Source organism: Streptomyces sp. NBC_00273 (assembly GCF_036178145.1).
Classification (GTDB): Bacteria; Actinomycetota; Actinomycetes; order Streptomycetales; family Streptomycetaceae; genus Streptomyces.
Map to the genome: position 1 here is coordinate 3152613 of NZ_CP108067.1, position 19988 is coordinate 3172600.

The window sequence follows — 19988 nt, forward strand, 5'->3', positions numbered from 1 at the left end:
TTTATCAAGACAAAATTTGGTCCGAGTCAGGTACATTGATGGCATGCCAGCAGACACCACGACCGCGCCGCTCGGCCTGCGCGAACGCAAGCGGTTGGAGACCCGCACCGCGATCTCCCGCGCCGCCGCCGACCTCTTCCTGAGGGACGGCTTCCACAACGTCTCGGTGGGCGAAGTGGCCAAGGCGGCCGACGTCTCGAAGGTCACCGTCTTCAACTACTTCCCGACCAAGGAGGACCTGGCCCTCGCCCCGCTGGCCGAGCACACCGGTGACGAGGTCCGAGCGGTCCGTGAGCGTCCCGCCGGCACCACGCCCCTGGATGCCCTGCGCGACGCCTTCCTGCGTGACCTCGCCGCCCACGCGCCCCAGGCGGGCATGTACGAGGCCGCCGCCCCGCTGGTCCGGATGATCCTCACCACGCCCGCCCTGAACGCCCGGCTCCTGGCCATCGAGGCCGACCGCGAGCAGGCGTTGGCCGACGCCCTCGCCGAAGAGGCCGGCGGCCTGGGCGCCGTGGACGCCCGGGTGTTCGCAGCTGCCGCCCTCGGCATTCGACGCACCCTGGTCACCGAGAACTTCCAGCGGCTGATCGAGGGCGAGAGCCCCGTATCGCTCCTTCCTGAAGCCCGTGCGCGGGCCGTCCGGGCCTTCGGACTGCTGGAGTCCGGCTTCGGCGGGTACGCGATCCGCTGAGGCGCGGCCCCACGCGGGCGGGAGCCACCAGACTTCTGAGCCGGCCCGCGGTCAGGGCCTGCGGGCCGGGCTGCGCGTCAGCGCGGAATCGCGTACGACGACGGGTGCCAGCACCTTTTCCACCCGCTCGACGAGGTCCCCGGGCAGCTCGATGCCGACGGCACCGGCGCTCGCCTCCAACTGCCCCGGGCGGGAGGCCCCGACGAGCGCCGTGGCCACCAGGTCCCGGCCCGGCAGCCAGGCCAGCGCGAGCTGGGCCGTCGCCAGCCCCGTCTCACGGGCCAGCGCGAACCCCCATGCCCTCCTCGGCGCAGACCGGCACGATCTCGGCCTCGGGCACCCGCCACAGCAGCGAGTACTGCACCTGGTTCGACACGAGGGGGATGCGCAGCTCACGGGCGAGCGGTGTCCCGGTCCAGCAGGAGCGCGGAGAGGCTGCCGGGGCCTTGCGTGGCCGCGGCGGCCGGGGCGCACAGGGTGAACATCCCGGCCCGGTCGCCCCGTGTCAGGGGCCCGTGCCACGAGGCACGGGCCCCTCCGTCGCGTGGCCGGCATCCGGGGCCCCGATACGGTGAAGGCGCTCCGGACGGGCACTGAACCGGGGCCGGTTCCCAGGAGAATGCGGTGTGGACGCACGCGCCCCGGACCCCGCGGCGGCTCCGGATACGCTGTGCCGCACGGAGTCCCCCCGCCCCTCCGTACGTACGTGTCGTGTGCGTTGATCCCGACCGGCGGATCCTGTTGTTGCGCCGGCGCGATCCCGCAACCGGGAACCACATCTGGGAGCCGCTGGGCGGCGGCATCGAGGCAGATGAGGACCCGCTCGCTGCGGCCCGGCGGGAGCTGAACGAGGAGGCCGGACTCCGGGACGCCCCCATCGGCGAGCGCTCCATCATCGTCGCGCGGAAGCCGAGTTGGAACGGAGTGGATTTCGCCGGAGAGGAAGCCTTCTTCCCGTGCCTGCTCCCCTCGGCACCCGAAGTCCGCCCGGGCGGAATGGAACAGTACGAGGTCGAGCAACTCCAGGAGCACCGATGGGTGCCGTGGCACGAGTTGGGCGACCTCCCCGACCCGGTCGAGCCGCCGCAGCTCCTCGACGTACTGACGGCGCCGGCTCCCGACGGCCCTTGGGCCGGCGGCGCCCGGGCCTGATCGGCGAACGAGCCGTCGCCGCGACGACCGCGCGAACACGGCCGCCGGGCCCGGTCCACGAACCCTGACCGATCGCATCGGTCGGCGAACGGGGCGGCGTCGTGCCCGCACTTCTCCCCGCGTCGCCGCGCGCCGACCGGATAGGACCCGTCCGACGTAGCCGCGGCGCTCCGGGCCGTCGGCCGAGCTCACCCCCGTGAAGCTCAACCCCGACCCGGCCGGCGCCGCCGCCACCACCCCCTCGACACTTCAGTGGCGAAGCAGCATTGGTAACGTACACCAGAGTGACTGTCCGGCGTCAACCAAAGTATTGCCGGTGCCGGCCCGAGGGGCTTCGAGAAACACTGTGGTGGGCATAGGCTCGGCATCACGCCTAGGAGGTCGTGTACATGGAGGCTGACCAGTCGCCCACCTTCGCCCAACTCTTGGACCACCTCTTCCGCGAGGTGCACCCCCCGTCCCGGGGGCCGTACACCTACGCGGAGGTCGCCGAGGGAATCCGCAAGGCCGCGACCGGAGAGGGACGCGGGGTGACGGCGAGCGCCATCCAGCAACTGCGCACCGGCACCAAACGGAACCCGACGCGGCACACCATCAAGGCCCTGGCCGACTTCTTCGGCGTACCGGCGGGCTACTTCGTCGACAGCGCGACGGCCGAACGCACCCAGGCCGAGATCGACCTCCTCGCCGCCATGCGCGACCAGGACGTCCGCAAGGTGGCCCTGCGCGCCAACGGCCTGAGCGTCGACAGCCTGAAGATGCTGTCCACCGTGATCGAGCAGGCCCGGAAACTCGAAGGGCTCACCACCAACGACAGCGCGCCGGGCCTGAACCTGGACGACTAGGTCGCCACTTCCGGATCCCGCCGGGCCCGACGACACGACACCCCTCTGTGGCCGCTCATCGCCAGGGGGGCATCCGGCGTTTCCCGGCACAAGCCCGGCATCCCGGTCCGCACGGCGCCTCGGCGGCCGCACCCCGCCCTCGGAACAAGGTCGCGAACATGCCAACATTGGCGCGCGTACCGGGCTTCCAGGGGGGCGGTTCGCCACGGCCTGACGCCCCCGAACGGCGTTACCAGAGTGGGGACATGGACCTTGAGCAGCTTCGCGCCGCGTGTGAGGCACGCGTCGAGGCGCTTCGACTCCCGCACCGCTTCAGCACCCGCGACTTGTGCGACGCCGTGGCCGAGCAACGCGGACGCCCCATCATCCTGCGCCCCCTGAGCACCCTGGGCGCCTTGGACGCTCCGTGCGGAATCCGCCTGGAGACCCCGGACGCCGACCTGTTGTTCTACGAGGAGGCCACCTCGCCCCTCCATCAGAACCACATCCTCGCCCACGAGATCAGCCACATCATCTGCGACCACCCCGGCAGTCTCGAACTGGACCGGGACACCCTGCGCGCGATCGGGTTCAACCCCACCCTCGTGCAGCGCATGTCCGGCCGGACCAGTTACACCAGCGAGGACGAACGCGAGGCCGAGGTGATGGCCAGCGTGATCCGACAACTCATGTACCGGGGACGCGAAGGCCCGTCGAGCCGGCCCGCCAGCGGCGCCGAGAGCTGGGACGCGCTGTTCGCCAAGCCACACAGGAAGAAGCGCGATCGGAAATGATCAACATCCTCTTCACGGGCACGGCCGTCGTGCTGCTGTGCTTCGCCGCCTATTGGGTGCGGGGCCGCGGCGGACACCGCCCCACGGGCGCCTGGGCGATGGCGGCGCTGCTGACCTCGTTCGCCCTCGCCTTCGCCTCCTACGCCCCCGCCGTGGAGCGCGCGGTCGAATCGGTGGTCCCCCACGTCGCCCGGCTCCTCAGCAACACCTTCACCCTGACGGCGGCCACCTCGGTCCTCGCCTTCCTCTTCCAGCTCAACCTGGACCGCGAGCGGGCCCATCGGCAGATCCGACTGCGCGTCATCGCCCTCGCGATCTCCGTCGCCGGCATGACCGCCTTCTTCGCCGCCGAACAACTCACGGGCCGCAACCCGGCGTTGTACGCGTGCTACGTACTCATCTACATCTCCTTCCTGGGGTACACGGCCAAGGACTTCCTGCTGCAGACCTGGGCCCAGTCCAAGCGCTCGACCCGACGCAGCCAGCGCTGGGGCCTGCGCACGACCTCGGTGGGCTGTGGCTTCGCCCTCGTCTACGCCGCGTACAAGCTCTTCGCCCTGGTCTCCATCGGCCTCGGTCTGGGGCTCGTACCCGACCACGCCCGGTGCTCGACGCCCCTGACCCCCTTCCGCTGCGCGTTCAGCGTGAGCGCGCCCGCCGTCGCCGTGCTCCTCATCACCGTCGGGCTCACCCTCCCCGCCCTGCTGTGGCCGCTGAGCCAACTGCGCCGCCGCCGCTGGGAACGGAGCTCGTTCACCGCGCTGGAACCCCTGTGGCGGGAGGTCACCTCGGCGGTCCCCGAGGTCGTGCTCGACCCGGGGAGCACCGACGCCGACACCCACGACCTCGACTTCCACCTGCACCGCCGGGTCATCGAGATCAACGACGGCGTGCTGGCCCTGCGCCGGTACCGTCAGGCATCGGTACGGGACGCCGCGGCCGCCGAGGTCGCCCGCCGGGGCACGGCAGACACCCCGGAGGGCGACGCCGGGGTGGAAGCGGCGGTCATCGCCGCGGCCGTCGCCGCGAAGCACGCAGGAGTCGTCCCCGAGGGCGACGAGGCCCCGCCCGCCACCGGCACCGCCTCCCGCAAGGGCGACCTCCCCGCGGAGACCGCATGGCTGCTGCTCGTGGCGAACGCCTACGTACAGCACCCGGCACCCGAGAACACGGGCGCGGCCTCGTGACCGCCCCGCGGCAGGACCCGCTGCGCGACCCGCGCTTCTTCGCCGACCCCTACCCCACCTACGACCGGTTGCGCGAAGGCTGCCCGGTCAGGCGGATCCCCACCGGCTCCGGCGGACACCAGGCGTACGTGATCACCGGCCACTCCGAGGCCCGCGAGGCGTTCACCGACCCCCGCCTGTCCAAGGACACGGCCCGCTTCTTCGCCGACCGACCCTCGGACCGCGACCTGCACCCGGCGATCTCCCGCAACATGCTGGCGAGCGACCCCCCGGCGCACACCCGCCACCGACGGGTGGCGACCCGGCTGTTCACGACCGGCCGCGTCCGGGAACTGCGCCCGTTCGTCACCCGGGTCGTGGACGACCTCATGGCCACGTGGCGACCGGGCACGGACGTCGACCTGGTGGCGGACCTGGCGGTGCCCCTGCCGGTCACCGTCGTCTGCGAACTCCTCGGCGTACCGGAATCCGACCGCGCCGCGCTCGCCGACTGGTCCCACGCCCTCTTCGACGCGACCGACACCGACCGCGTCGACGCCGCGTCGCACCGGATCGGGGACTACCTGACCGACCTCGTCGACACGGCCCGCACCAGCCCCGGCGACGGCCCGCTCCGCTCCCTCCTGCGCGACTGCGACGAGGGCGGCCTCGACCGGGACGAGACCGTCTCCCTGGCCGCCCTCCTCCTGGTCGCCGGCCACGAGACCACCACCCACTTCATCGGCAACGCCGTCCTGGCCCTGCTCCGGCACCCGGAGGCGTTCGACCGCCTGCGCCGGGACCCGGACCTGATCCCCGGCGCCCTCGACGAACTGCTCCGCTTCGACTCCCCGGTGAGCGTGGCCACCTTCCGTCACAGCACGGAGGACCTGAGCGTCGGCGGGATCGACATCCCGGCGGGCTTCCCGGTGCTCATCGCCCCCGGAGCCGCGAACCGCGACCCGTCCGCGTTCCCGGACCCGCACCACCTGGACCTCGACCGCGACGCCGGCGCCCACCTCTCCTTCGGGCACGGCATCCACCGCTGCCCGGGCGCCCCCCTGGCCCGGGCCGAGGCGGAGATCGCCCTCCGCACCCTGGTGACCCGCTTCCCGGACACGCACCTGGCCGTCCCCGCAGAATCCCTGTCCTGGCGCCAAACGCGCCTCACCCGCGGCCTGACCGCCCTCCCCCTCACCCTCGCCTGACCCGCGACTGCCCCCGACGATGCCGACACGAGCTGCCCGCCGCCGCACCCAGCGGCGGCGGAACCCGCAGGGAGCACCACCTCGGCGTGCCGCAGCGCCTGGTGATACCGGGCGTCGAGCCGTGTCGGCCGCCAGACCGGGATCTCCCGGCCCCGCGGGCCCGGGACGCGGCGGGCGATCGCGGGGAAAGCGAGAAGGGCCAGAATCCGATTCTTTTCCGGATTCCAGCCCTTCTCCACTACGAGTAGACCTTACCGTTCGGCGCGGAAGATCTCATCGCCGTTCTCATTGAAGCCGATGTGGATGTGCGCTCCGCCCTCTCCCTTTTCCTGGATGAGAAACTCGGAGGCGACCGGTTCACCGGTGTCTCGGTGAACGCCGTCGGAGTTCACGCCGACCCAGGCGTTCTCATTGCTGTCCTGGGTGTTGAACCTTCCGCTCATGCAGCACCTCTCTCGAGGGTAGGTGGCGATGGGCCACAAACGAAAGTCGGCGCAGATCCGACCCAGGCAGAGAATAGGGCAAACCGACGATGCGAAAGTGCGAGAATTGAAAGTACTCATTCTTCGCAAGGTCAAGAAATAATGCATCTGCACTAGACGGATCTAGTCACCTATCGATCCGAAACGGTAGATCCTCAGAGTCGCCAATTCCGCATAAGGAACTGGTGAGCGAATTGGCACGACTGCTCGGTAGGCGACGACGTCGTCGACCAGGCCCGGCGGCGCGTGTTGAACCGTCGCTCCCATCTGAGCGACCGGCAGCGCTTTCCCGTGCGGCGAGGACTCCCCCGATGCGCAGAGCCCTCCCTGCGCTTCGCCATGAGGACCTTGCCCTTCTCGGCCCGACGGAGTTCAAGGTGGGTTTCGACGATCAGGCGACCCCCAAGGTCGAGCAGCACCCGGCCGGCTCGACCGGTCCAGGGCCTGCGTGGACGGCTCCCACATCCGGGCGAAGAAGGGGCGCGACACCGATCCGCCGCCGGTCGACCGGCAGAAGGCGGGCAGCGAGCACCACCTGACCTACGACGGACGCGCCATCCCCCTCAAGGTCCTCACGACCGCCGCGAACGTCAACGAGGCGGCCTTCGCGGACGGTTGCGCCTCGCCTCATCGACCCCAGCGGGTGACCGAAATGGCATGCATCATTCCAGAAATTTCCGGCGAAGTTCAGCCATCCCCGGGCGCCTCGCATCACCCAGACCCAGGCCCTAACGGCCCGGAAAACCGGGTGATCCCTGCCCTTTGCGGACAGAAGCGGAATGTCTGATACGCCTATTGGTCGCCAAGATCATCGGATCGTAGCGTCGGTGATCTGTCCACAAGAACCGGTCACCGGCCGGTCGTCGAGAACCCTCGACGTACCCGGTCGTGGGCCCACGAATCCAAGGAGGCGTCATGGACGCTCTGGACATCGACTTCGAGGAGTTCTCCCTCGAAGAGATCGCCATCGAGGATGTGCCCGACACCACCGGCCTGCCGGTGATGGGGGCCTCCAACGGAGCCTCGTGCTGTCGGGCCAGCTGTTCCTGCTGCAGCAGCAGCAGCTGATTCGCCGCCGGGGGCCGGTCACGGCCCCCGGCGTGCCAGCCGACAGGAACCACTCCCGGCCGGGCCCCACTTCCGGTAGGCCGGGCAAGCCAGAAGGGCACCGCCTGCCATGCGGCGATTCGTCGTGGCCGACACGGCTGCTACACGGGTCAACCCCCTGCCGTACACCCCGCTCGTACGGCCGCAGACCGCCGCCGCGTGGGACCGTCTCGCCGCGGCCGCGGACCGCACCCTGGCTGCGGCACGCCTCGCCGACGGTGCCCTCGCAGAGTCGGCCGGCGCGGTCGGCGCCCCCGCCGCGCACCTGCGCGTGCGCCGCAGGATCCGTGAGAAGCCCCTCACTCCGCTCCCCGCGGCGGCCTCCGGCGGTGACGCCGCGACCGTCCCGGCCGTCTCGGACTGGCAGGCGACTGCCGAGGCCTACCGCACGCTGCTGGAGCAGGTCGCGCACGACCGGGCGGCCGCCCAGGCCCACGAGCGCCATGCGCTGAGCCTGCTCTGCGCCGAGGAGGAGCTCGCCTCCTCCGTCGAGCTGATCAGCCCCTTCCTGGGCGCCGCCGTCCGGCGGTACGCCGACTCCGGCGGCGACGACGCCGCGCGGGCGGACCGCAAGTCCGAACCGCGCATCACCGCGTACGCGTTGCGGGCCATGACCCGGACCAGCCCGCGCTCCCGGTTCACCGCGGTCGCCCTCTCGGCCACGGAGGACGGGCCGGCGCCCGAAGCGCGGCCGATGCCCGAAGCGGGGCCTGCACCCGAAGCAGGGCCGGCGCCCGAACCGGGGCCTGCGCCCGAAGCAGGGCCGGCGCCCGAACCGGGGCCTGCGCCCGAAGCGGGGCCTGCGCCCGATCCCGGGTCGCCCGCCGCCCGCTGGGCGACCGCGCCGCCCACCGTCGCGCTGCGCACGGTGGAGGTCCAGCGCGGCGCCCTGCTGTCCGCCCTGGAACCCGCGCCGCGGCCCGGGTGCCCCGTGCGTCTGGCTCCGCTGCTGCCGGCCGCACCCGGCGAGCTGGCGTTCATGGCCATCACCCCGGCGCATCCCCGCCCCCGCAAGGTGACCCTGCGTCGAGCCCGGGAACTGACCGAACTCACCGCCGTCGCCCGGTTCGGCGTCCACGCGTGGGAGGAGGTGGCCGGGCGGCTCGCCGAGGCCCTCGACTGCCCGGCCGCCCGCGCCGAACAGGTCATGCGCGCGGCGCTCCGGGCCGGCCTGCTCGGATCCGCGCTGCCCGTGGACGACCAGGACCCGAACTTCCTGACGGCATGTCACGACGCCCTGCCCGAGGCCGCGGCAGGAGGGACAAGGGGTGCGGTCGAGGACGGCGCCGATCACGGCGGTCTGCGCGCCGTCGTCGCGGAACTGGCCGAGACGACCGCGCTCCTGGCCACCGACACCGCGGCCGACCGGCCCGCCCTGCACGCCCGGTTCCGCACGGCGGCGGCCCGGCTGCCGCACGCCGACGCGCTGGCGCCGCAGCTGTACGAGGACGCCGTTGCCGTGCTGCCGCCCCTCCCCGGACCCGAGGCGTCCCCGGCCGCGGCTGCGGCGGCCCTGCTGCCGGTGCTCGGGGCCTTCGACCTCAAGGCCGACCTGCGCATCGGCCTCCAGGCCGCGGTCCGCGCCCGCGGCGGGGCGGTCCGGCTGGTGGCCGAGGCCGAAAACCTCGCCGCGGAAGCCGCCCGGCTCGCCACTTCGGCCGCTGCCGGCGACACCGACGCACCGCTCGACCCGGACAGCCGGGCGGCGGCGGTGGGCCTGTGGACCTTCCGGCGGCGCGTGCTGGCGGACCTGGCCGACCTGTTCGAGGCGGCCGTCGCGGCGGGGGACGGCGTCGATGCCGTCATCGAGGACGAGCACCTGAGGGCCTGGGCCGCCGCCCTGCCCGACCGACTCCACCCGGACGGCGCCTCGTACGCCCTGATGGCCCAGTACGCGGACGGCCAGTGGGCCGCCAACGGCTGGTTCGGGGGCTACGGCGCCACGGCAGCCCGGTTCCTGGAGGCCGATACCGCCGCCGGCGGTACCGCCACCGCCGGCCTGCGCGCGCGGCTGCGCCGCGTCCTGGGCCCCTCGGTCGCCGAGGACCGGGCCGCACACGGGTTCAACACCGGCTGTCACCCCCCGCTCCTCGACCAGGAGATGACCGCGCACGACTGGGCGGGCGCCGTCCTCGTCGACGAGGGCGGGGCCGGCCGACTGCGCTGGCGGACCCCGCGCGGCCTGCGCCCGATCACCGTCGGCTCCACCCGCTGGGACCTGATGCCCGCGCCGAGCCGGATCGCCCTGTGGCTCCAAGGAGGGGGCGTGATCGCGTGCGCCTACGACCACGTCTTCCGTGAGCGCGCCCGTCCCGGCGCCGACGGCGTGATCGCCGTACCCCGGCTCCGCCACGGCAACCTGGTGCTCCAGCGCCGTCGCTGGTACCTGCCGGACACCGGCGTCCTGACCGGGACCCACCGGGGATCGTCCGACGACCTGCACCGGCTGGTGCGGCTGCGGGCCGAACACGGCCTACCCGCACGGTTCTTCGTCAAACAGCTGCCGGAATGGGAGCGCGACGAGGCGCTCGTGCCCGACGTCACCTCCCGCCCCGTGTCCCAGCCCAAGCCCCGCTACGTGGACACGGCCGGTGTGCTGGGCCTGGCCTCCTTCGCCAAGGACGCCGCCGACTTCACCCATCCGTACCTGGAGGAGTGCCTGCCCGGACCGGTGGCGGGCCACCACGTGCGCGAGGCGGTCTACGAGTTCGACCTGGCCGAGGCGGACACGCCCCGCGCCGACGCCGCCTTCGGGCCCGAGGCCGGTCGAAGCGCCGGTCCCGGTACCCCTGCCGGCCACGAGGAGGGCTCCGCGTGCTGACGACCCTGCGCGTCCACGACTACCGTTCCGACACGCTGCCGCTGCTCACCGAGGGGGCGCTGCCCCTGGTCGCCGGTCTCGCCGCCGACCCGGCGCTGGACGTGTGCTTCCCGACCCGGCACTGGGACGGCGGCCCCCACCTGGCCCTGCACCTGGGCCACGCGGCCCCTGCCGCCGACGTCCTGGCACGGGCCCGCCGACGGCTCTCCGCCGCTGCCGGACACGGCCGTGCCTGGACGCCCGAGGAGTACGCGCGCCGGGCCGGCGCACTCGCCCGGGCCGAGGGCGTGGCGGTCCGCCACGAGTTGCCCCACCCGCACGGGTCGGTGCTCGTGTCCACCGACGCCGTGGTACCGGGCCCGGTGCAGGTCGTGCGGCACCGGTTCCTGACCGCGCTCGCCCGTGAGCTGGCGGGCCTGCTGCCCGCAGACCCGGCGGCCGCGCGGTCCAGGGCCCCCGGCACCGCGCTGCGCTGGATGGCGGCGCTGGCGGCCTCGTACCCCGGGGGCGCGCGGTTCGGATCCCTGTCGTTCCGCTCCCACACCGAGGCGTTCCTCGCCTCCCGGACCGACGGCGAAGAACTGCGGGCCCGTTTCGCCGCCGCGGCGCAGCGGTACGCGCCGCAGACCGGGCAGCTGGTCGACAGCGCCCTGTACCGGCCCGAGGAGCTACCCGGGTACGCCGCCTGCGCCACCGCGCTCGCCGAACTGCTCGACCCGCGGCTGCACGGGGACCTGGAGGACGTGCTCGGGGGCCGGGTCGGCCCCGCCGAGGCAGACCCGCACGCGGGTGGCCCGGACGCGGGTGGCCCGGACGCGGGTCGTCCGGACGCGGGTCGTCCGGACGCGGGTCGTCCGGACGCGGGTCGTCCGGACGCGGGTCGTCCGGACGCGGGTCGTCCGGACGCGGGTCGTCCGGACGCGGGTCGTCCGGACGCGGGTCGTCCGGACACCGACAGTGCACCGAGCGCCTTCCACCGGCGGCTCGCCGAACTGGGCTTCGGCGAGCGCACACCGCCGGCCTTCCAGGCGTACCGCGTGCTCGTGAACTGGCTCTACGAGGCCCTGCAATGGCTCGGCGTCACTCCGATCAACCGATACCTGTACTGCCACTGCCTGGCCCACGCCGTCGACGAGCGGCTCGGCGAGACCTGGCAGGACCGACTCACAGCGAGGCCCTCCTGACATGCGCGTGAAACTCCGCCCCAGCACCGTGTACGGGGCCTACTCGGAAGGGGTGTTCGTGCAGACCCCGCGCGGGGCCTTCACCCTGCGCTTGCCCGCGCCCCTGGCCGAACCGGCCTGCGCCTGGATCCGCGCCCTGGAGCAGCCGCGCACGACCGCCGACCTGGTGGACGCGGCCGGAAACCCGAAGGCGGCGCCGTTCATCGAGCGGGTCATCGCCCAGATGCGGGCCCAGGGAGCGCTGGTGGACGCGTACGAGGTGCCGCCCGGCCTCCCCGAGGCCGCGGTGGCGTACGTGGAGAGCTACAGCGACGACCCCGGCGCAGCGCTGCGCGCACTGGCGGCGGCCGAGGTGTCGGTCGATGCCGCGTGGCCGCAGGCGGCGACCGTCGAAGCCGCCCTCGTCGCACGGGGCGTGCGCGTACGGGTGGTCGGCGCGACGGAGGAGGGCGGCCGGAGTCCCTCCACGGCAGCGGCCGTCACCGGCCCGGGGCTGGCCGTCCGGGTGGAAGCGGCCGGCGGTCGCACGTGGGTCGTCTCGTCCGCGCTGGCGGCCGCCCCGGCAGCCCTTGCGGCCCTGCACGCCCGGCTGACGACCGGGACCTCGGCCGTCGGTGCGCCTCCGGTGCCGGACGCGGCGGCCGCCGAGCTCGCCGCCCAGCTCGCCGCCCAGCTCGCCGCCGAGCAGGCGTTCAAGGAGATCACCGGACTGGCCGGCCGCGGGTCGCGCACCGTGCACGTGGTGGACTCCCGTCCGCTGGGCTGGCGCTCGCTCGACCTCACCGACGACGGCGACGCCGACGGCCCCGATGCGGCAGCACTGATCGGCCGGTACCGGACCGACACCCCGGCCGACTGGACCCAACTGCCGGTATGCCTGGCGCGTGTGGTCCCCGGGCCCGGCACGCCGGACGGTCGCGTCGCCGCGGGCTGGGGAGCCACCGGCGGTGAGGCGGACGACGCGGCACTACGGGCCTTCCTGCGCGGCCCCGACCCGGAGGGCGGGGCCGGTACCACCGAAGGCGCGGCCCTGCTGGACGCGGCACTGCGGCTCGCCGCCCTCGACCGGCAGGCGGACGGGCGTGCGCCTTGGCTGGAGGGCGGTGCGGGGCGGACGGCGCCGTCCGGGGCCTCCTGGCGGTACCGCCTGCACGAGGCCCCCGGCGGCCTGGTGTGCGCCGAGGCCGCGCTCACCCTGCCCGTCGAGGCCGAGGGCGACCGGGACGGCGGCGCGGCGGAACGGCCCGCGGAGTGGCACGGCACGGCCTGGGGCCGGGACCGCACGGCCGCGTCGGAGGCGGCACGGGCCGCCGCCCGGGCCCGCGCACAGCTCGCCGGGCACGACCCCGTGCTGGCCGGGGCGCTCGGCCCGGACTGCCGTATCGCCGAGGAGCTGGCCGCGTCGGCGCGGCCGCACGAACTGGCCGCCGAACTGCTCGGTCACGGCGTCGGGTTCCGGCCCGCCGCCCACGACCCGTTGCTCGGCGCGCACCCGTTGGTGCACGGCACGCTGGTCCGTGACGCGCGGGGCGACCGGTGACCGGGCGGCTCGCGGTGCACGCCGCGACCGGGACCGAGTGGCCGCAGGCCGCCGCCCTGCTGACGGAACTGCTCGGGGAACGGGCCGCGCTGGTGGCGCTGGTGGCCGGCCACGACGCGGACTGGGAACGGCAGCAGATGGCCGAGGCCCAACGGCTGGGCCTGCCCCTGCTGCCCGTGCGCCTGTGGGGCGCCGAGGTGGAGATCGGACCGCTGTGGCAACGGGACGCGGCCGTCGGCTGCCCGCTGTGCCAGGTCTCCGCCCATCTGCGGACGCGCGGCATCACCGACCCGCCGCGCCGGCTCTCGGCCGGGCCCGGCCTGGCCCGGGCCTCGGCCGCCTCGCTGGCCGTCGCCTGCGGGCTGGTCCGCCGACAGCCGCCGGGACCGGGGGAAACGGTCGTGGTGGGGCCGGCCGGTAGCTCCCGGCACCGGGTGCTACCGCAGGCCGGCTGCCCGGGCTGCGGGGGCGTCGTGCCGGGGGCTGATGCGGGCGCCGCCCTCGGGCGGGAAGCGGACGAGGTCCCGGGGCCGGATGCCGACGCGGACGCGGACGCGGACGGTGGCGTGTACGACGGCGCCGGCCGCGGCGCGGACGCGGACTCCCGCCGTGGCGCGGACGAGAATGCCGGCCGCGGCACGGACCCGACGCTCGACGGGGCGCTGCGGCAGGTTCCGGGGCCGGACCTGTCGGTGTCGACGCTCACCGCGTTGCTCGTCGACAGCCGCTACGGCCCGGTGATCGGCCTCCAGCCGGTCCCCGACAGTCCGGCCTCCCTGGTGGCAGCCGTCCACGCCCGGCACGACAAGGCCTCCGAAGCCGCCGGCTACGGCCGTGGCCGCACCATCGCCGCAGCCGCCCGCCTGGCGTTGCTGGAGCGCCTGGAGCGTTCCGGGTCGGAGGCCGTCGTCAGCGCGGCCCGGCCGGTCCGCGCCACGCACCGGGAGCTGCCCGGGCGCGCCCTGGACCCGCGCCGGCTCGGCCACCTCGCACCGGAGCAGTACGACCACCCCTCCTGCCGGGTCGATCCGTTCTCCCCGGACGACGTCCTGCGCTGGATCCCCGCCCGCGTATGGGGCACCGACGAAGAATGCTGGGTGCCGCTGGAGGCCGGCTCCTACCACGTCCATCCCGAGCCCCGGCCCGGACAGAAGTGGGGACGGGTGCTGTACGAGTCCTCCAACGGCTGTGCGCTCGGCGCCACCCTCGACGAGGCGGCACTGCACGCCCTGCTCGAACTCCTCGAGCGCGACGCCTTCCTGCTGACCTGGTGGGCGGGGCGGCCCGTCCCCCGGATCGACTGGCGTTCGGTCACCGACCCCACCACCGTCGAACTGCGCGCCGCGATGCGCCGCGCCGGCTACGAGGTGGACCTGCTGGTCCTGACCCGGGACGTGCCGGTGCCGGCGGTGTGGGCGCTGGCCCGCAACCCCGGCTCGCCGGACAAGTACAGTCTGACGACGGCCGCCGCCCACCCCGATCCGGCCGAGGCGGTACGCGCGGCGGTCGCGGAACTGGCCCCGCTGGTCCTCGGGGACGTCGTCGCCCCCTCACCGGAGCGGGCCCGCCGACTGCGTACGGACCGCTGGAGCGTCACCGACCTCGACCACCACATCGAGTGGTACTCCGTGCCCGAGGCCGCCGACGCCTTCGAGCCGTATCTGACGGGCCCGTCGGTGCCGTTGGCCGAGGCGTTCCCGCACTCCCCGCTGCTCGGGGCCGCCACGCTCGGACAGGCCCGGCGGAAGCTGCTGGGGCTGCTCGCCGACGCGGGCATGGACGAGGTACTGGTCGTGGACCAGACCGGGCACGAGCACCGGGCCGCCGGGCTGCGCGCCGTACGGGTCCTGGTGCCCGGAAGCGTCCCCCTGGCCTTCGGTTTCGCGCACCAGCGGGTGCTCGGCCTGCCCCGGCTGCTCGCGGCGGCGGGGGAAGGGGAGCTTTCCCTGGAACGGCTCACGGTGCACCCGTTCCCCTGACCGGCGTGCCGGTGCCCGGGCGGGGCCCTGCGTACCCCGCCCGGCCCCGGCCCCGCTCCCGGTCGTCCGTAGTCCGTAGCGTCCGTCGTCATCCGTAGTCCGTCTGCCCGTCCCCGTTCCGCACGAAGGAAGTGGCTGCACTCCGTGGTCGTTGCGCCCCCTCCCCCTCCCCTTCCCACTCCGGCCCCCGAGCCCGGCTCCGACCCGGCTCGCCAGGCCTCGCTGAAGGCGATCCTCATGGCCGTGCCGTCCGGTGACACCCGGGTGGACCCCGAAGCACGCCCCGAGCGCCAGCGGGTGCGTTCGGCCGTCGCCGCCCTGGCGGCCGACGCGGTCGGTGGCGGCCTGCCCGCGCGCTGGGACCTGCTGGCGCGGACCCGTTGGCCGGCCGCGGCGCCCGCTTCGGAGGTGTCCCTGTACGAGGTGGCCGCCACCGTCAGTGCTCCGGTGCGCTTCGAGGTCGACAACCCGTATCCCGAACACCGGGCGTATCCGTCGCCACGGGCCAAGTTCCCGGTGCGGCTGGTCGCCCAGGAGGGCGGCGTCGGCCGCTTCCCGCGGCCCGAGGCGGGCGACGCGCTCGGCGTGCCCGGGGGCGAAGGCGACGGCGGAGGCGGCGACCACATCCGGACGTTCGCGCTCCCCGATGCCCTGCCGTCGTTCTACGGACCGCTGCGCACCGTGCTGACCGGCCTGGAAACCGGTCATGTCCTGGCCTCGCTCGCCCTGTTGGGCAGGGCGCTGGGCCTCCCGCTCTGCGTCGCGGGGCCGTCCGGAGCCACCGAGGCGTGGGCCGGACCGCTGCCGGGCGCGGCCGTGCCCGGCTACGTCATGACCCCTGAGCCGCAGGGCCCTCAGGGCCCGCCGGTCCCGTCGCCGGACCCCGGGGGAACCCTGTCACCGGTCGCCGCGCCGTCCGCCGGTTCCGGTGGCACGACGTGGAACCAGGTGGTCTGGGCGCGCAACAGCGGCCGGGCCCCGCGCGGTGTCTCCGGCTTCACCGGCGCCCACCGCCCGGCGCCCGCCGCGCTGTGGCACTCGGCCCTGAACACCCTCGCGGGCAGCGGCCGTGGCCTCGGCACCCTGCTGCCCGCCCGCTCCGGCCTCGGCCTGTTCTGCTGGGTGCGCGAGGTGGAGGACGTGGCGGACGGTTGCTACGAGATCGGCTTCGACGGCACGGCCCGCCGCGTCGGGGAGCTCGGGGCCGCGCGCGGTGCGCTCCTCGTCGACTCCGCCTCTGCACCCGGCCTCGCCTTCGAACTCGACGCGTGCAACCTGGTGTGGCTGGTCACCGCGGACCTGACGGCCGCCTGCCGTACGTCGGACGCGCCCGCGCCCCGGGTGGCGGCCGACCTGCTGGCCACCGCGGGCTGGACCGCCCAGCACCTGTCGTACGCGATGGCCGCGCACGGGCTGTTCGCACGGCCGCTGCGCAGCTACGACGCCGAGGGCGCCGCCACCGCGCTGGGCCTGGGACCGGACCGGGTGCCGGTCTACCAACTGGCCTGCGGGCCGAACCGGTTCACCGAGCCCGCCCTCGACGTCCGCCACTTCCCCGGAGGCTCTGCATGAGCACCCCCGTCCCCAACCCCGACGGCTGGCTGTCCTGGCACGTACACGTACCCGCCGACGCCGAGGGCACGGACCGGCTCACGCCGCTGGTACGGGAGCAGCTCCCGGCGCTGCTCGCCCCGCTGCGCGCGGCCGGACTGCTGCACCGGTGGTTCTTCATCCGCTACTGGGAGGGCGGGCCGCACCTGCGGATCCGGCTGCTGCCGCGGCCCGGTGCCGGCCGCGCCGCCACGCCCGACGCACTGGACGCGGCGGTGCGGCGGGCCTTCGCCGACGTGCCCCGCGACGGTCACGACCCCGAGGGCTACCTGGCCTCCATCGGCGACCTGGCGGCGGCCTCGGTCGCCTCCGACCCGACCGTGGACCGGCGGGTCGCGGCGACGGTGCTGCCGCCCGGTGTGCACGCGGCCGACTACGTGCCGGAGACCGACCGCTACGGCACCGGGGCGGCGCTGGAGGCGACCGAGGAGGTGTTCATGCTCTCCAGCGAACTGGCCCTGCGTGCCGCCGGGTCGGGGCTGGACGAGCTGCGGCTGCGGCTGCTGGGCGTCGAAGTCCTGCTCAAGGCCGCGGCGTCGGCCGGTGTCGGGGTGCCGCAGGGGGGCGGGCTGCCGGACAGTAGCGGTGCAGCCGATCCCGTACTGGTTCAGTTGCGGGCCCACGCCGACTACTGGAGCGGCTGGTCCCGGTCGGCCCCGCAGGAGGTGTTCCCCTCGGAACTGCTGGCGCAGCACGCCGCCGACTGGGCCGAACTCCTGGTGTCGCGCGGGCGGGTGAGCGCCCCGGCGCTCACCGCACGGGCCTCGGCGGTGTCGCCGTGGGCCGAGGCGTTGGCCGCCGTCCTGCCCCTCGGCTCCACCGCGCCGGCCCGGGCCGGCTTGTTGATCTCCCACGCCCATATGACCCTCAACCGCATGGGTATATTCGTGCATGATGAATACATTCTGGCGGAGGCCGCTGCCCGGCTGCTGCGGGCCACGGCCGGTGCCGGCCGCGAAGGCGCCGGCCGCGAAGGGGGACGGGCGTGACTGACGCCGCCGAGGACACCGCCGAGGACACTGTCGGAGACACCGCCCGGAACCCAGCCGTGCTGTACGCGCAGGACATCCACGTCGCCTACGCCGAAGAGACCGTCCTCGCCGACGTCTCGCTGGCCCTGGAGCCCGGCGGTTGTCTGGCCCTCGCCGGCGCCAACGGCTCAGGCAAGTCGACCCTGTTGCGCGTCTGCGTGGGCCGCCAGCAGCCGGACCGGGGCGAGGTCCGCTTCGCGGGGGCCGCACCGCGCGAGGCGGAGCCCGCCTTCCGGCGGGACGTCGGCCTGCTCCTCGACGGCGCCGAATGCTTTCCCGACCTCACCGTCGCGGAACACATACGGATGGTCGCCACCGCCCACGGCCTGGGCTCCCGGGCCGACGCCGCCGCCGACCGGGTACTGGCCGAACTCGGCCTGGACCACCGCGGCGACGCCTTCCCCGACGCCCTGTCGGCGGGGCAGCGCCAGATGCTGCTGCTCGCCTCGGTACTGGTCCGTCCGGCCCGCCTGATCGTCGTGGACGAGCCCGAGCAGCGCCTGGACACCGCCGCCCGGCGCAGGCTGGCCGCCGCACTGCGGGCGGCGAAGGCCGCCGGCACGGCCGTACTGCTGGCCTCGCACGACCGCGCCACCGTCGAGGAGGCCGCCGACCGGGTACTGCTCCTGGACCGGGGCCGGACGGCCGCCCTGGGCACCCCTGCCGAGGTGACCGGCGTCGCGGAGGTCTCGCCGTGGCGGTGACCACCGAAGGCACCGCCGAGGGCCGGGACGCCACGGCCACGGCCGTGGCCACCGCGGCACGGTCCCGGCGGGAACGCGGGGCCGGCCGGCCCCGGTTCGACGACGTGTGGACCTGGGTGTGCGCGGCCGTCTCCGCACTGGTGGTGCTCGCGGGCCTGGTCCAGGCGGCACCGGGCATCGGCCAGGGACTGGGATGGTCCGGCGGGCCGGCCGCCCGCGCCGGAGTGGTCGCCGCCACGCTGCTGCTGTTCGCCGGCCAGATCGCCCTGTGCGTGCGGCTGGGGCCGGTACTGCTCAGCCCCGCCGAGATCACCTGGCTCCTGCCGCTGCCCGGCGACCGGGGCCGGCTGCTGCGTCCCCGCCTGGTGCGGGCCGTGGCAGTCGCCTGCGCGGCGGCCCTGCCCACCGGCGCGCTGGCCGTCGCACTCGCCCTGGCCCTGCAGGGCGAGCAGCGGTACGAGGTCCTCCCCGTGGCGCTCCTCGCCCACCTGGCGCTGGCCTGCCTCGCGGTCGGACTGGGCACCGTGGCCGAGGCCCGCCCCGTTCTGGCGGGCCGGGTCCGGCTGCTCGGCGCCGGTCTGGCACTGGCCGGAGCGACCGTGCTCGCCTGCGGAACCTCGGCGCCCGTGGTGACCGAGGTAGCGGCCTGGTCCGGACCCTGGGGCTGGGCGGGCGCGGCCGTCGCCACGGCGGCCGGGCACGGCTCGTCCCTGGCCTGGGCGGCGGCGCTGGCCTGCCTCGCCGCGTGTGCGGCGGGCGCCCTGCGGGAGGCGTTCCGGGCCGTGGCGGGCATCCCGACGGACGCCCTCCTCGCCCGGGCCCGCACCGGGCGGGAGGTCACCCGGGGGGCCACGCTGCTGGACCTGCGCGCACTGACCCTCGTCCTGCAGTCGACCGGCGGACGGCGCCGGCGGACGGCCCGGATCCCGATGCCGAGCTCCCGATGGGCGGTACCGCTGTGGCGGGACGCGGTCGTCCTGCTGCGCCACCCCTGGCGGCCGGTCCTGGCCTGCGCCGCCCTGGCCGCCGGGTTCGCCCAGTTCCGCGTGGTGGCCGACTGGTTGACGGAGCCGGGCCACGCTGCGGTCAGCCCCGTGAAGGCGGCGTTCGTGGGCCTGCTCCTCGTCGTACCGCCGTACCTCGCGGCGGTCGCCCTGTCCGAACCCGCCTACCAGGACACGGACCGGCCGCGCCGCGCCCTGCTGCTGCCGCTGTCGCCCGGTGTCCTGGCCCTCTCCCACCTGGCGGTACCGGTCGCGTTCCTGTGGGCCGCCGGCGGTGTCGGCTGGGCTGCGGCCCTGCTGTCCGGACCGCCCGCGGGACCGCTCGGTGCGTACGCCACGGCACTGCTGCTCGCGGGTCCCGCGCTGGTCGGCACCACCTTGGTGGGCGCCTACCGGGGGGCGCCCCGCTACGACCTGCTGGCCCTGTCCCTCGACTGGTACGCGGCCGTGCCGTTCGTCCTGTGGCGGCTGGCCCCCACACTGGCCGCGGGGTTCGTGACGGCGCCCTACCTGTGGCACATGGCGTACCACCCGACCGCCGGCCCGGACGGGAACACCCTATGGCTGGCCGTCCGCTCAGCCGCCGTCCTAGCCTGGGCCGCCCACCGCACCAACCGCCAAGCCAAGGACCTCTACACCTGACCCCGACCAACACCCCGAGCAACGCCCGCCGCACCCGGCCGCCCC

18 protein-coding genes are annotated in these 19988 nt (G+C 74.7%); 16 read left to right on the top strand and 2 right to left on the bottom strand.

The window, feature by feature from the left end:
- The first annotated feature begins 43 nt into the window (after positions 1-43).
- Positions 44-694: a TetR/AcrR family transcriptional regulator gene (locus tag OG386_RS13220; RefSeq protein ID WP_328788338.1), complete on the top strand. Its 651-nt coding sequence runs from the start codon at positions 44-46 to the stop codon at positions 692-694.
- A 51-nt stretch (positions 695-745) separates the two neighbouring features.
- On the opposite strand, the gene OG386_RS13225 is transcribed toward OG386_RS13220, so the two are convergent.
- Complete coding sequence (locus OG386_RS13225; protein WP_328793241.1) at positions 746-979, bottom strand: aldo/keto reductase; 234 nt, start codon at positions 977-979, stop codon at positions 746-748.
- Between the two features lie 378 nt (positions 980-1357).
- Between OG386_RS13225 and OG386_RS13230 the strand changes: the two genes are divergently transcribed.
- From OG386_RS13230 to OG386_RS13250, 5 genes are all read left to right on the top strand, one after another.
- On the top strand, positions 1358-1846 hold the full coding sequence (locus OG386_RS13230; protein ID WP_328793242.1) for an NUDIX domain-containing protein: 489 nt from the start codon (positions 1358-1360) through the stop codon (positions 1844-1846).
- A gap of 389 nt (positions 1847-2235) precedes the next feature.
- Entirely contained in the window at positions 2236-2691 is a 456-nt protein-coding gene (locus OG386_RS13235) for a helix-turn-helix domain-containing protein (RefSeq protein WP_328788339.1), read from the top strand.
- A gap of 245 nt (positions 2692-2936) precedes the next feature.
- Positions 2937-3464 (top strand): regulator component, encoded by a 528-nt coding sequence (locus OG386_RS13240; protein WP_328788340.1) that lies wholly within the window; start codon positions 2937-2939, stop codon positions 3462-3464.
- The gene (locus OG386_RS13245) at positions 3461-4651 is read left to right on the top strand and encodes an MAB_1171c family putative transporter (RefSeq protein WP_328788341.1); all 1191 of its coding nucleotides are present in this window, start codon (positions 3461-3463) and stop codon (positions 4649-4651) included. The genes OG386_RS13240 and OG386_RS13245 overlap by 4 nt, the downstream gene beginning before the upstream one ends.
- Entirely contained in the window at positions 4648-5838 is a 1191-nt protein-coding gene (locus OG386_RS13250; protein WP_328788342.1) for a cytochrome P450 family protein, read from the top strand. Before OG386_RS13245 ends, OG386_RS13250 begins: the two co-directional genes overlap by 4 nt.
- Before the next feature lie 251 nt (positions 5839-6089).
- Here the strand turns inward: OG386_RS13250 and OG386_RS13255 are convergent, their stop codons facing one another.
- A complete protein-coding gene (locus OG386_RS13255; protein WP_328788343.1) occupies positions 6090-6281 on the bottom strand; it encodes a hypothetical protein in 192 nt (63 codons plus the stop codon).
- Between the two features lie 487 nt (positions 6282-6768).
- Between OG386_RS13255 and OG386_RS46930 the strand changes: the two genes are divergently transcribed.
- The 10 genes from OG386_RS46930 (at position 6769) to OG386_RS13305 (ending at position 19943) form a co-directional block, all read left to right on the top strand.
- Positions 6769-7107: a hypothetical protein gene (locus OG386_RS46930; RefSeq protein ID WP_405789029.1), complete on the top strand. Its 339-nt coding sequence runs from the start codon at positions 6769-6771 to the stop codon at positions 7105-7107.
- 128 nt (positions 7108-7235) lie between these two features.
- Entirely contained in the window at positions 7236-7388 is a 153-nt protein-coding gene (locus tag OG386_RS13265; RefSeq protein WP_327382793.1) for a thiazolylpeptide-type bacteriocin, read from the top strand.
- 109 nt (positions 7389-7497) lie between these two features.
- Positions 7498-10248 carry a hypothetical protein gene (locus OG386_RS13270; RefSeq protein WP_328788344.1) on the top strand — a complete coding sequence of 917 codons (2751 nt, stop codon included), beginning with the start codon at positions 7498-7500 and terminating at the stop codon, positions 10246-10248.
- Positions 10242-11432, top strand: a complete 1191-nt coding sequence (locus tag OG386_RS13275) for a hypothetical protein (protein ID WP_328788345.1) — start codon at positions 10242-10244, stop codon at positions 11430-11432. Before OG386_RS13270 ends, OG386_RS13275 begins: the two co-directional genes overlap by 7 nt.
- A 1-nt stretch (position 11433) precedes the next feature.
- Positions 11434-12972 (top strand): hypothetical protein, encoded by a 1539-nt coding sequence (locus OG386_RS13280; RefSeq protein WP_328788347.1) that lies wholly within the window; start codon positions 11434-11436, stop codon positions 12970-12972.
- Complete coding sequence (locus tag OG386_RS13285; protein ID WP_328788348.1) at positions 12969-14951, top strand: YcaO-like family protein; 1983 nt, start codon at positions 12969-12971, stop codon at positions 14949-14951. The genes OG386_RS13280 and OG386_RS13285 overlap by 4 nt, the downstream gene beginning before the upstream one ends.
- 237 nt (positions 14952-15188) lie before the next feature.
- The gene (locus tag OG386_RS13290; RefSeq protein WP_328788349.1) at positions 15189-16523 is read left to right on the top strand and encodes a hypothetical protein; all 1335 of its coding nucleotides are present in this window, start codon (positions 15189-15191) and stop codon (positions 16521-16523) included.
- Positions 16520-17551 (top strand): thiopeptide-type bacteriocin biosynthesis protein, encoded by a 1032-nt coding sequence (locus tag OG386_RS13295; protein WP_328788350.1) that lies wholly within the window; start codon positions 16520-16522, stop codon positions 17549-17551. Before OG386_RS13290 ends, OG386_RS13295 begins: the two co-directional genes overlap by 4 nt.
- The gene (locus tag OG386_RS13300; protein WP_328788351.1) at positions 17548-18297 is read left to right on the top strand and encodes an ABC transporter ATP-binding protein; all 750 of its coding nucleotides are present in this window, start codon (positions 17548-17550) and stop codon (positions 18295-18297) included. The genes OG386_RS13295 and OG386_RS13300 overlap by 4 nt, the downstream gene beginning before the upstream one ends.
- Positions 18288-19943: a DUF6297 family protein gene (locus OG386_RS13305; protein WP_328788352.1), complete on the top strand. Its 1656-nt coding sequence runs from the start codon at positions 18288-18290 to the stop codon at positions 19941-19943. Before OG386_RS13300 ends, OG386_RS13305 begins: the two co-directional genes overlap by 10 nt.
- The last annotated feature ends 45 nt before the right edge of the window (positions 19944-19988 follow it).